Origin of the sequence: Endozoicomonas sp. ALD068 (genome assembly GCF_049310145.1) — a bacterium.
GTDB lineage: Bacteria > Pseudomonadota > Gammaproteobacteria > Pseudomonadales > Endozoicomonadaceae > Endozoicomonas_A.
Genome location: NZ_JBLYNU010000004.1, coordinates 2,843,585 through 2,858,158, shown reverse-complemented (window position 1 = coordinate 2,858,158; position 14,574 = coordinate 2,843,585). Strand labels below are relative to the sequence as shown.

The 14,574-nt window shown below is 54.4% G+C and carries 1 protein-coding gene (running past one end of the window); it reads right to left on the bottom strand.

The features are described 5' to 3' along the window. Positions 1-30 precede the first annotated feature (30 nt). On the bottom strand, positions 31-14,574 hold the 3' portion of the coding sequence (locus ACO6V5_RS09615) for a TcdA/TcdB catalytic glycosyltransferase domain-containing protein (RefSeq protein WP_422442353.1). The gene runs 9,363 nt beyond the window's last position; only the last 14,544 of its 23,907 coding nucleotides appear in the window; its start codon lies beyond the right edge, outside the window; its stop codon occupies positions 31-33.

Sequence of the window (14,574 nt, the reverse complement as noted above, 5' to 3'; positions counted from 1 at the left end):
AAGAGAAGATCTCCGCAACTAACAGGTCGTTTAGTTTTGACCAATCCTAGTCGAAGGTTGCGGGGTCGTCAGGTTCTGCATCGCTCCCTGGCTTGCCGATGGGACAAACGACGGGCTCTCATCACTGTGATTGCCAGTCGTGGTGTTGAGTTCCTGAACCAGACGCTGATAGTGTCGGTTCAATTCGGTGTCATTCTGACTCGCTACCTCGGGTTGCTCACTCTCGGCTTCACCTGTGTCAGCGTCGTCTTTCTTAGCTCCAGCCAGACTGTGCAGGTAATTTGCCAGCTGTTGCCCCTTACGAATGATCCTGTTCAGTAAAGGCTGGGTTCCGTTGCCTCCACCCTCAGCGGCCAGTGCCCCCTCCGGGATGCTCTCATTCATTGAGCGCCTGCCATTTGACTGCGGGGTGTCTACTTTCGCAAGCACCTCGCTCATGCTGAGCACCTTGTTATTGACGATCAGGCGCTCAATGGTCTCGCCTCCCTCACTGAAAAAATTTTGCACCCGAAGGCTCTGGGTGGCATTGATCGGCCTGGTGCTATTTTCACTGTTTTTCAGCAGGTTATGATTAGGCCTGACAGTCAGGATAAGATCCTCGTCCGACTTTTGATAGCGCAATCTCTGGCAGTCATGGGTATTAATTTCGAGCTGGTCAGCCGTGCCTGTGGCGTTTGCCAGAAGCCATTGGTCAGTGTCAGAGAAGTCATCGCCAGCAAAGTGGTAAACGGTGCTTTTTTCATCTATCAGGTACTGATGTCCGGGGATGGTTTGCTTTGAAAGTGAATAACCCGACTCGAGTCGTTGAGCAATTTTTACCTTGTCATCGAGAATGCTGTCATCCAGTTCCAGGCTGTCTGGCCAGCCATTGGCGTAGATAAGGTCAGGCTCCTGCCAAGTGCCTATTCTCACCAGGGGATCGGCACCGGACGCCATCATTTTTATGCCTTCAAACGACGGGAGACGTTGGTTGATGATGAGTTTGTCAGCGTCATAACAGTTAAGCGTCCGAATTTTCCTGGCTGGCTTGAAGGCCTGGGTTGCCAGAGCAATCTGGCCATTCCGGTAGATGGTTAGAAAACCACTGTCATTTATTGTCATGACCAGGTGCAGCTGGGGGGAGGTAAAAAAGGGCCTGACCCCTCGATGAAAGACCTTGGCACCCTCCGTTAGTCTGACCTCCAGCTTCCCGGGTTTCAGGCTCAGGCTGATGGCATCAGAGCTGTCAGCCTCGGCAAAATGAACCAGTGTGCTCTCGGCCAGTGTTCGCCTGCCCAGCGGCAGGCCCCGGCGAATCCAGGCTGCCAGGATAAAACTGCCGCCGGTGACCGGAGGAGGCACCAGGCGGGATAAGCCCGCTGGGCAGCGAGTCTGGTCACCGCTGTCAGGAGCATTGCGTAGATCCAGCGAACGCCAGCTGGCTGCCTGCACATCCGCAAGGCTGACACCAGCCATACGAACCCGGTTAAACGAAGAAGGAGCAAAGAATAGCTTTAGCGCACCCTTTTCATCTGCATTCTCCAGCTCCAGACTGACAAGGTTATTGCCGGAACCGGGATGGACACTGACACCGCTGCTTTTGAGGTGGAAAATATCATTTCCCGACTCTCCAAACAGCTCAACCCCCGGTCTGACAGCACCTGAGACGAAGAACTCGTCATCACCGGGCCCGCCGTGTACAGGCTCGGTAAGATTGCCAAGCTGATAAGTGCTATCCAGTCGTTTATCCACAGTCAGCTTGGCGTGATAGTAATCTCGAAGGTTTTTGCCGCTAAGCTGCCTGCTTCCGTTGTTGGCCGGATCAATGGTTGTCAGGCGCCAGATATGCCGTTCCAGGCTGTTGATAAAGTGCCCGGTGACCAAACTGCCATCTTCGCGCACACACTGGGGAACGTACCCTAAATCGATGCTGAAAAAGAAATGTCCGTCGTTGTCCACTTCCAGATGGGTATAATTCCCAGTCAGTCGCCAGTCCAGCTTTTCAGGTTGGACACCGTGCAATATCAGGCTATTCCCGTTGTCCCGGTCGACGATCCGGGTGCCATTGGCCTGTGGGCAAATAACGTAAATATCCGGGCCCAGGTCGCCGGAAAGCAGGTCAGGCCCCAGGTTCGCCACCATTCGGTCAGCTTTCTGGCTGCCATAATGTTTGTTGTATCCAGCTCCTCCTATAGTGGAGGTGATTGAGCTATTGCCCCAGGTGTCGGAAGAGGAAATTCTGAAAGTATCATTGCCACCTCCGCCATCAACGGTAATACCGGCAAGGGCCGGAATGTTGAACATATCGCCGGAATCGGGGCCCTTGAAAATCTCAAAATTACTGATAGCTGTCGACAATTTTTCGGAAGTGCCCTTGGATTTGGACGACCTTTCCGTAAAAGACATATGACCTTTGACGTTTTTATCGGGAGGGCAGGCTCCCGAATCGCTTGCATAACAGGCAAAGCTCACTGCTTTTTTTCTTAAAGACAGATTGAGCCGGACAAAAGGCGGCTCGATGGTCATCTGGCTGAAATCTATCGTGTCGGTGCCCGGACCACCGTTTAAATGGGTGACCTTCGGCTGCTTCAGAAGAAAAAGGTAGTCATCTCCTCCCCTGCCATTAAAACTGTACAGAGAACCTCTGGACACATAAATGTTATCTTTATCATCACCGGAAAGTTTTATCTTGCCCTTCCCTGAGTCTTCCAGGACAAAGTTCTTGACCGTTAAACTCCTTTCCAGGTCAACAACTACACGATGGCTGTCGGGCAAATCAAAGAGCAGGGTATTGGCACCGCTGCCGCCGTCCAGCGAGGTGCCATTTTGCCAACGGGCGTTAACAATGACCCGGTCGTCTCCGTCCCCCATGTGCACCTTGTCCAAACCACCCCCGGTGCTGAAAATATCCGTACCATTGCTGCCATAGTAGGAATCATCTCCCGAGGTCCCGGCAATCTGGACGATCCCATTGAATACGGTCTGGTGATAACGCCAGCTGCCTGTTTCCGTATTTCGCCATCGAGTCTGTGCGATCCCCTCGGTGACATTGACGGTCATCCCATCCAGTTGATAGGTTAAAGCGACTTTGATACTGGTTCCCGTGGAGCCTTTCCGCAGGAGTTGGAGACCATAGAGAACCGAGAGCTTGTCGTATATTAGCTGGTTGTATCCCTCCCCAGCAGCAATAACGGTTGCATTGCCCATGCCGACCACGAACTGGTTATTGCCTCCCATATCCTTCAGAATGTCGTGCCCCCCCATACCAAGCAATACATTATCCGTAGAGGGGTTTCCTGTTAGCCGGTCGTTGCCCGGGCCGCCAATAATGATGGGGACGCCAGAGTGTGAGTCCGAAGACAGGTCAAGGTGAGCATCCGGTATGATCACAGAACTGTTGTATGACCTGGAGACCCCGCATACCTTAAGAAAAGTCATATCCCAGCCAAAGCTATGACGTATCTCCAGCATGGCCAGGGCTTTCGCCATTGGCTGACCGGGAAACAGTTCGTCCCATTGTCTTGAGACCGGTTTTAATTCTGATATTGTACGATGGCCGTGTTTTCGTCTGCGACCGTCTGCATGGGTTTTAACCAGTTTTAAAGTCAGTGTGTGCTTTGGTTTGAAAGAGATAACGTTCTTCCCATTTTTGAAGGACTTGACCTGCTTCTCAATGAGAGGGGTCAGACCTTCAAAGCGCACCAGCTGTTGGTTCGGCTTCAGGGTCAGCTTGCGTAAAACACCACTGCGCGGGTTGCAACCGGGAGAGTCGAAACGAAACTCAATATCCAGACTGAGATTATTACTTTCCTCACTGCTAATCCGGTGCAGGCCGACGCCCAGGTTTTTTCCTTCGTTAGCAAGACTCTCCAGCTCTGTCCTGTCACGCCACCGATTCCGGCGGAATTCACCTAAAGGTTTTCCGGGGTAGCGATTCAAAAATGCCAGCATCTGCGCTCTGGAAAAGGGATAGATATCCACTTTCCTGGTGACCTTGCAAGAACCTTTTCCCGAACCAAAATAAGCTGACAGGGTCGTATTTCTCAGCTTCATCACATCCCCGTCTATGAACTGCCAGCGGCCCGTACCGGCCAAATCCTCCCGGTACCAGTGGCTATTAACGTGGCTGACTGTGACCGGCGGGATGTCGGGAGTGTTAAAGTCCAGGGTGACGTTATGATTGGGTTTCTGTTTGCTGAAAACCAGGTCCATGCGCTCGCTAACCGGGTTGACAGTCAGGCTGGCCAGCTGTTTGTGCTGCCGGATGCACCCGGCACCAAATCGTTCCCAGCGGATGGCCAGGACTGGCCATTTTCCTGTCGAAGGCTGCTGGGGTTTGTGCCCGTAAAATTTATGGTTACCAAGGTTGTTGCCACTTACCCTGATTGAGTCGGCATGAATGCCTGTATAAACCTTGTGGTGACCATCGCCCAGTATTACGGTGTTAAAACCGCTTCTCAGCCAGATGGACGTCTTTCCGCCGTCAGTGATGACCGTGTCGTTGCCAGCCCCGGCATCCAGAATATTGGTGCCACCGGTGGTCATGAAAACCGTATTCTCATGGTTTCCTTTGATCTTGTCATCGTGGGGGGAGTCCTGTATAACCTCGACACCGGTCACCACCTCTCCCGATGACGGATCCCGGTTGGTCATATCCAGCCAAAGATTTTCCTTTCGAACCGCATAGGAAATGGTGTCTGTGCCGGGGCCACCGTGCACCGCATTTTGATCGGTCAACACCGCCCGATCATTGCCCGCCCCCAGTTTTATTACATCTGTACCATTGCTGGCATAGACAAAATCGTCACCCCCTCGCGCATTCACTATGTTGTTACTATTTTCATCGCCCCTGAGATAAATGTTATCGCGCTGGTCGGTCCCGTAAACTTCTGAGCCGTCTTCGGAACCCACCAGATTTTCCATACCCTGAACACGGCCACCGGTCATCAGGCAGTCCACGAGGGTCGCGAAGAATTCAATGGCTTTGTTACTTTCACTGGCCCTGAGCAGGCTGCCCTTTTCGAAAAACAACAGGGAGCGGTCGGCTTTCATCACGAAAACGCCTTCACGCGAAAAATAGAGGTGGACTTCCTCCCGCCCGCTACCGTACCGGCCTTTGCCGAGGTAAAAGTAAAGCTGATCCCTGTAAATATCAGAAATTCGACTGACGCCTGTGTGACTGGCGTCAGGTGTGACGTGCGTCATCAATGCCTTAGTCACCGATAACTGGCCGGCAAGCTTTACACGAAAAACATCGAAAACGGATTTTTTGCCTGTTTCCTGGCTATCCGGGTGGTCGCGGTTCAACCCCTGAAAGATGAGGTAACGATAAAAACGGTTAAGCCAGTTTTCGTTTTTCAAGTCAGCCCAGAGTAATGGCTTAGAGTAACCATGACGGTAGTGAAGCGTGAGATCAGTGGTTTTGAATGACTGATCATTGAACCTGCTGATGCTATAACGACCAATACTGTATTGAGTCGTGAGATTACCTACACTTTCCTGGCGGAAAACAGGAAGCGAGAGACTGGGCAGAATAACAGTATCCTCTCCGGGCCCACCAAAAAGGCGTGCATAGCCTAACCCTGGCGAAAGACGGTCATTACCTGTACCACCGTGCTGTTCGACGGTGCCGAGCTGGTCAATGAGCCGGTCATCACCCGCGTCGCCATACTGGAATTTGCCGTAATAAATCTGATCATTTCCCGGCCCGCCGTAGCCAATTCCACCGATCTTTGACAGGTAGAGGGTGTCGTCGCCGTATCCCCCATAAGCCTTACCTGAGCGCCCAATCCAGATAACATCATTGCCACTGCCCCCGTGAGCAGTACCCGTCTTTTCAATCCGGATGATGTCGTTGCCACTGCCCCCGTAACCCGTACCCGTCTTTACAATCCGGATAACGTCATCGCCACTGTCCCCGTGGGCAGCACCTGACTCTTCAATCCGTATATCGTCATTGCCAGTGCCCCCTTTTGCCACGCCTTTTTTCAGGATCAGCCTGTCGTTGCCGGTACCGCCATAAAGCTCTCCCTCGTTAATGATCAGGATGTCATCGCCACCCAGCCCATAAAAGATCTTGAACCCTTTCTCACCGTACATGTAGTCCGACAGAGACGATCCTCTCGTGGTTCGCCTTTCGTTGATCAAATCACGAAGGGCAAGTCCTTTGTCTCCTTTGCCATCCAAAAACCGGAGAAAGGATTTCTTCACTGTCTCAAGGTCCTCCTTATAATTATCCTGGTCAAGCCAACCAGTGGCATCCTGGTGGAGCACAAACCACCTGTAGCCCTCTTTCTCAAAGTGAGTTACCTGGTCATTAAGATATTCCTTGAATTTATCGCTCTCCAATACAGCACTGAAATCATCCCTGGCGGTGGGAGGCGGCACCAGGGCCGCCAGCGCCGTTTGCAGAAAACTCAGCAGTTGACTGATTACGTCCACAATAATACCCAGCTTTGGATTGATGAAGTCCAGTGCTGTACTGAGCACATCAAGGCCAATCGTAATGGCATCCAAAGCGGCCATTGCACCAAAAATAGCCGCCTGTTTATGGCGGCCAGCTTTTCTTGCCGCATCGGCGTTGCTGGCATTAGAGACCAGTGAAGAAGCGCCAAGCGCAACAGAAATGACACCGCCTATAATGGGTACCGCCCTGGCCACATTTCGTGACACTTTCGGGCCCAGCTTTAACGCGACGCCAATGGCCCCTGCCGGATTTTTCGTCTTGACCAGGGTTTTGCTCAGCGCCCAGTTGGCGGTCGTGGCAATGCTGTAGACCGAGTTGATGGTGCCCAGGCCCGCACCTGCATAGGCCATGTCCCTGGCTTGGGCAGGCATCTCGTCTCCGTATTTTGCCAGGTTATTCAGTGACACCGAGGCCATGGCCAGGCCAGAGATGGCACTTACCCCGCCGTAAATCATCCTGCCCGTATTGAATTTTGTACTGCGATCCAGCTTATCCAGCATGCGCATAAACTTCCCTTGCACTTTTTTCGGCCCGGCTATCGACCTGATGTCACCCGGGCTGCCGGGCTCAGAGCCATCCCCGACCTGGCCTTTTCGGGTCCGCAGGCTCGCCATGAACTCCGGGTTGCCAAGCAGCTGTTGCTTGACAAAGCGGGTGTCGTCGACACTGTAGCCCGAGTCATTGAGCAAAGTGGCCACCCGATCAATGACTTGCTCCGGATTCAGCTCCTGCTTTTGCGCCAGTGTCTGTCGTAAGAGTTCAAGAAGCTCCTTGCGGAACGCCGGGCTGTCCATAATGTCTTCGGTGACCACCGCTGCAAAACGTCCCTGTTCCAGCAGCAGGAAGGCGTCTGCCAGCAACCCCTTGTCACCGGCACTCTGCCTGGTATGGATGAAGTGATCACTGGCCTCAATGACATCCAGATGCCCGCTGACCCTGTCTATCAGGGCCATCGCGGTCCTGATCGGTCCGGAACCATCGCACAGAACACAGTCTGCATCGGGCAGTCTTGCTGCCTGACCGTCTGGCAAACCAGCCTTGTCCAGTGCCTGCAAGGTTCTCCGGAAATCACGGTCGGTGATATCAACCAGCTCAGCCATCTGGCCAAAATCAATATCACGCCTGAGTGCGGCAACGCTGTCGGCCACGTTCTGGCGAATCTTTCTGGCCAGAAGTCGGGCTCCGGAAAAATTCTCCCGCTTCAGCCTGTCTGCCAGCCCGATAAAGCTGGTCAGACGTTCCAGCAGGCCGGAGAGTGCCAGCTTGCCTTCCTTAACCGTGAACTCACTGACCAGCGACTCTGGTGACAGGCTTTCCACACCCTCTGGCAATCGGATTCGCTTCTGATGCAGGGCCAGGAATGTTTTTGCCTGATCCTCCGGTTTCTGGGCTTCCCACGCCTGCAGCAGAGCCATTGCTGCGGCGGCGGTCAGCGGGCTGTCAGCGTCACCATTGCCCAGCACCAGTGTGCCTTGGGCAGGCATCAGGTAGGAGGCATCGGCGGTGATTGAGGGGTCGGTCAGCACCCGAATATTCAGGTCGCCAGAGGTCAGTGAAAATTCCTTTTTCCCGGTCAGGTTCAGCAGCCCGTTGAGCCGCTGATAAAGCCCGGTAGAAATCGTTTCAGGCAGAGAACCCAGGGCGCTGAGCTCTGCCGCAAGTAACTTCCCGGCGATGGTTTCAGCCAGACCTGCCGGGATGGCTGACTGCCGGGCATAGTGCAGGAAACCATCGGCAAACTGCTGCCGGGTGACATGGTCCATCTTGTCAATAACGCCATTGACCTGGCCGGTCATGTTAATGTCCTTCAGTTCACTAAAAGCCTCATAATGGCGTGCCAGCTGTGACAGGTAAGCCTGAGTGGCTGCAGCGTTTTTGCCCGGATTAAGAGGCCGCCGTAACAGCCTCTTCAGGCCATCCTGTGACTGGAGTGACATAAGCGAGAAAGGATTGCCCGGGCCCGCCGGAGTTATTTTTATATAACGCCTTTTAGCATTCGCCATAACCGCATAACGAGGGCTGCTGGCGAAGGTTTCAATGATCTGATCCTGCCCCGCTAAAGCCTGCACAGACGTGGGCTCTTTACCCTGGGCGTCCGGTTGTTGATTAACAGGCAACTGGAACGGCCTTCCGACGCGCCGTCGCAGTGCTACCGCCTCATGGAATATGGTGTCCACATCTTGCTTCAGATTGGCCAGCAGGCCAGTGTCAAAAGACTTCCAGCCGAGTCCCCGGGCAACAAAAGTGCAGGCTTTTTCCAATGCGACGAGAGTGGATATCCTCGGACTCTCTGGCGTATTTATCTCCAACCAAAGATCAACGTACATCAGTTTTGCGATGTCATCGATATCGCCGTCAGGCAGTATGGTCGTCACCGCATCGGTCACTCCCAAGCGTATCCGGCTGGCTGGCTGGCCGGTGTCACCCAGAACCTGCTCCATCTTCCAGTAGATAAAATGAACCAGCAGTGACTTCAGGTAAGTGCTGGCAACGACTTTTAGTCTGAAATGCTTTTTAGCGACCTCTATCTGTTGGGACAGGAAATTTTCTGCCGCCGCCCGACTTAACCCCAGCAGTCTGGCGTCGAGCAGGGATTCTATACCGGAACCAACGCTCCAGAAGGCCCGGTAATCCACGTTGACCAGCTCAGAGGTGAAGGGCAAGGCCTTGTAGGAGGCAATGGTATTATCAGAGCCATCTGGAACCAGGGGCGCTGAGGATTGTTTATCATTGACAACCTCGTTGAAAAGTTTTTTCTCACGGTCACTGGCTGTAATTTCCCCTTTAGCAAGGCTATCCCTTATTGCCTGAATCCTGGTCTTGTCATGCAACTCTAAATACGCCAATGCCCGGCGATAATCGGCTTTCGTACCTTTGGCTAACAGCAGGTTATGATGGCCTGCGACCAGTTGCCGATAGAGGCTTGTGCCTGAAGGGGGGTCAACCGCCAGAGTCAGTGCGTATTGACGGGTCAGTCCCAAGGGACGCGACTCCTTGTCAGGCAGTGTCGCGGTGTTGATCCCGAACTGCTGACGCACCTGCTGGCGCAAGGCTGTCAGCGACCCTCCACCACCTTCAAGTGCCTTCAACAGACTGGCACCCACCAGGTTGGTCAGGGTTTCCCGGAAAATAAATGGCCTGTTCCTGTTCTTCGTGCCCAGCAATAACAGGGCGTGGGCACTGTTTTCCTCACTCACCTCGACACGACTGTCCACCAACGGCCAGAGCGGCCTGGGGCTGATTTTTATTTTAAAAGGGCTAATATCGGCAATGCCTGCATCCCTGACGGGTTGCACCAGCGCCTGAAGAAGCTGCGATAGACGAGGCTCCCCCATCCCCCGGGCAATGAATTGAATGTCGTTCTGTAATTGCTCTTTGCCAATACTGCCCTTCCGTTGCAGCTTGCGATAAAACTCCATGTGGACAACCAGCCTGATCGGCAAAAGACGGTCTGGCCAGCCATCAGGAAGCTGGAGGCGAAAGACCTGCTTGCGGTCGCCTTCGCTGTGAGTCAGGGTGTAGCCGGGCCCCCGGTTGGAAAAAGCCAGGTCATCCCGGCGACCCAGCGTGAACGTTTTTTGCCCGTCCTTGGTTTGAACCTGAGCCTGGTAACGGCCCAACCCGGTATCGAGGGTGAAAGCCGGGCGCTCCCAGCCAGGTCCCGGAAGCAATGGCGGATTTTTTTGCAGGAGATCAAGCCATTTATTGGCCCGCAGGGCATCCGCCCGCAACCCGGCTGGGTCTGTGGGTTCCAGCCCCCTGAGCCGCCGGTGAAAAAAATACTCCGCCAGCAGCGACTCACCGTCGGTCAGGGATGGCTTGTTGAGCAAATCAACAAGGGTGTCATCCAGGTTGTTGGTCTGCTGTGGGGACAGTGATAACAGAGTACGCTTGATCGCGTCCCGGTAATAGTCCGGGTCGGTAACTGCTGGAGCCCAACCAAGCTCGGTCCTTAAAGCAGCGACAGCCTGCGGGCTGTCAGGTGACTCCTGTCTCAACAGGGCCAGCAAACCGCTAAGCTCATCGCCTGCCGGAGCGGACAGGGGGCCGTTCTGGCTTTCAATAGCAATGAGAGGCTGATCATTCAGCCGGGTGACCGGTTGCCGCCCGGTGCTGGTCAGGGCAAGGGTTTTTCGGTTACCAGTGGTGACCGGTACATTGCTGCGGGAATCCGCAGCGAGGGGAAGTTGTCCGGGCTCAGCCCATTCCTTGCGCACGGCCTGTGCGTCCGTAAGAACCGCCTCTGCACGGCTTAGCCAGCGCAATAATCCCTGTTGTTCTGCCGCTGTGAAGGCGATGCCCCGTCGGTCTTTCAGAGCATCGGTCAACACCTCTTCAAGCTGCCCGGCGAGGTTGTTGATCCCGGCCAGTGCTTTCAGCTCACTGTCATCAAGCACGGCTGTGACCACGTCCGCCGGATCAGCCAGCAGTGCGGGCTGCGATGTCACCATGCGCTGACTGACCAGCCCACTCCAGGCCAGCTGCGTTAACAGTGAGCGAAGGTTTCTCAGCCCTGCACGACCAGCGTCGGATAACCGGTCAACCCGTTGGTTGCAATAATACTGAACCCGCTGAAACAGTCGACGGGTTTCCATATCCCCTATCAGCCGGGCAAAGCCGGACAGAGGCTCAGCAATGGCTTGATAGGCAATGCGGACCCGATGGCGGTTTTTCACAGTCGTTATCCCGCCCGCTGAGGTGACCTCCTGAACAGGGGTATGGGCTGATGCCGTGGCCAGCACGGGCAGCAGGTCGTACTGCTTACGAAGCTGGTTTTCCAGTTGCAGCAGCGTCCGGGCACTGGTGATTTTGGCCCCCTGCAACCAGGTCATGGCGATGGCTGGTGAGTTCACCTGATCAGTACTGACCAGTGCTGCCCGACACAAATCCTTCAGGACCGAGGCCAGTGCTCCCAGGTAATTACTGGTGGAGTGGCGTTGCCCGGTCAACACCGCCGGGTCAACCTTCAGCACCACAAGCCGGTTGCCACTGGTGTCCCCGCTGTCCCCGGGACGATAGGGTATCACCCGGTCAGCAAGAGCCTGTTTGCCAAACCTGATCACCAGCCTGAGAGGGGCAGGGGGCTTCATACCGGGCAGCAGCTGACTGTCCAGCTCGGTCATAGTGGCGGGTTTGATGAAACTGTCAGGGAACCCCAGGGCATTGACCAGACGCTGTCCTGCGGAGCTGGCAACAAAGACTCTCAGTTCTGACAAGAGCCGTTCGGCCTGATTCGCCAGTTTCTGGCCGGGACGGTAGTCGGCAGGAAGGATCACGGCTATCCTGTCGTCTGTGCCCGTCAGCGTCCGTAGCTCGGAACTGCTCGCTGACAGCCAGTGGCGGGCGGCGGCTAACTGATCCTTCAGCGATTCCCTCGGGTTGAGTTTGAACAGCCCGTTTGTCCCTGCGGCGGCGTCGTCCAGTTTCACACCATAAATCGTCTTTCCATGGTCGTTTTTTTCCAGCACCGGAATAAGGGTTTTACTGTTACTGTCGTACGACGCTAACAGCTTATCTCCGGATTGCAAACTCACTGCCCGGTAGTGACCGTCAGCTTCCGAAATCAGCTGATAAACCTTGCCATCGGAACGCCTGACCGCCACGGACGTGGTGGCCAATGTTGCGTCCGAAAACACCCGCTCAGCTGGGGAGTCGTTGCTATCGTGGATGCTGTCATAGACGGAAGCCTGGCCCAGGGGGGTGGCAGTAATATCCTTGTCTGAGCGCCTGAGCACCCGGTACAGCTCATCGTTGTGGTTAAGGAACTCAACTTTGTAATAAGGTTTGTTGGTATCGGTGTTACTGATATCCGTGCTGTCAATGTCCAAAAAGGGGCGGTCCGCCAGATTTCCTGCTGATAGCAGGCGAGTACTGCACCCGTCGACCCCACGTCGGCAGCGTTTGTTGTCTTGCGCCTCAGGGTCCCAGATGACAATCCTCAACTTCCTGCCACCGTCGTTGTCACTGTCACTGTCGCTGTCGCTGTCAGACTCAATCAGCCAGTACGCCGATGAAGCAAACCCGCTGGCATTGGTTGGGGCCTGCGAATCGGGCGTTGTTTTAAGTGTGTCTACGTAGTCAATCAGTTCCCACTGGTGAGGGGCCTGCTGCGTCAGAACATCCTTCAGTAATTTGATCTGTTGATCAGTGAAAGCCCTCCTGAACAGGGCTCTTTCACCATCAGGCAGGTCGCGCTCAAACTCATAGAGTGCTCTGGTAAAGGTTTGAATACTCTGGTCATTCTGATGCTCCTGAATCCACTCAAAGAGCGCTTCAAGTCTCAATGATAATGATTCAGACTTCTGATTGAACAGCCATGTCACCTCTTGTTTAATTTGTTCCCGAGTGATGGATGATCCAGCGGGGTCAGGATAAAGTGCAATTGAATCCCGGTTCATTGCCGCAGGCAGGAAATCCCATTGCCGGACAGAATCATAACCAATAGTGTTGCCCAGTTGACCCAGTCGCCCGGCTTCCTCAGGCCAGCCAGACTGGAACAGGGCGGTATCAACAGCCTCTACACTCTTGGCCAGACCTATGGCGTAAAACATGCTGACGACTGAGTCAAATAATCCGTGTCTTAGCGAAGGGTTATCCTTCATCCCAAGCTCAATAGTTACAGCGCTATCACCGACCTGCAACCGGGACGCCTGCAAGATAATATGGGGATTTAACTGCCAGTGAACAGGTAGGCCGACACTGAGGTCAAGCGAGTGCTGCTGTTGGAATCGCTGGCGATAGATGTCCGGTGAAAAATCACTGAAAATTCTAATAAACCGCTCGACATCATGCTGGTAGCGGTAGGGATCCAGCTCGCTGTTGTGCAAGGCCTGTCGGTACAGTCTTTCGTTGTGGTGTGTATCCAGAAATGCCCCTGGGAACTGGCTGCTGTGTGAACTGGCCGACAATAGCATCCATTGCGGATACGGTTTGTTTGATGGTTGTTGAGTCAACAGTCCGGTCACTGGCTCCAGGGAGTCAGCCAGGACAGGCATAATCCCCGCGTCGGTCTTCAGCTTGAAGCGATGGCTTCCATCTGCGAGGGGTTGCACACTCCTGATGCGAAAAGCCGACGGTGTCCCGGCTTGATCATCCTGACTGATCTGCCTGTTCACCTCAGCCAGCTGGATTTTGGTAAGAACACGGGCCAGCTGCTTAATATCTTCCTCCGGATACTGCAAGCGATATTGACCCAAGGCTTCCACCACTGCGAAACGCTGCAATTGGGGTAATGAGGAAAAGTGTTCCGAAAACCACGGCCAGCCGGCTTTACCCACACTGGACATCGCCAGTTCAAGAAACGCACGGGTAATTTCCGGATCTTGGCCAAGCCGGTCTGGTTGCAAAGCCAGCCTGAGGCGGCTCTGGAGGTTATCGGGGGTTGCCGGGGTTCCCGGAAACAGGCGTTCCACCCTGCCGGTTTGACCCGGCAGGGCAAGGTCCAGAAGATAATGGCCATCGGCGTTTGTAGCGACAGGTCGCGCTGTGCGGTCTGCTGACATCCGGCCAGTCCAGAGTTCCCTGGATTTTTGGTTATCCTTCAGGGGCAGCGAGTACTCGTCCGGCAGCGTGCCGGGCAGCAGCCCGGCGCCGTTGGCAAGACGGTAATCCAGAGCCATCCCCAGCAGGTCTCTGATCCTGACGCTTGCTTGCAGATCCGGGGTATCCCGCTGGGCCAGGACAGTGAGCTTCGCTGCCAGTTCTTTGCTGACCTGTTGCAGGCCAACGCGCTTAATGTAGTCACTGAGTGAGGTAACGGCACTGTCGGAAAGGTAGGTATGGATATAATCTGCCAGCCTTATTCCCGGAAACAGGGGTTTTTCGTGAGAGTCGTCGTCCCCCGACAGCCGGAACAATAACAGGGTAAATAGCGATTTTAACTGAGCATGGATTGCCTTGTTATCGTCTGAGGCCGGGGGGATAACCGCTGTCGCGATAACTCTGGCTGACTTCAGGCTGGCCAGCAGCCTTTCTCCTTCAGGGCTGTCACTGTCAGCAAACAGTGCCGCGAACACCGGCGTATCCAGATTCTCAAAGGGAAACCTCAGGATGATTCCGGTGTCTGCCCCGCCAGTGGTTTTTGTCCAGTCAATGGACTGCCCTTCAGGGTTCCCATAAAAGTCGGCTTC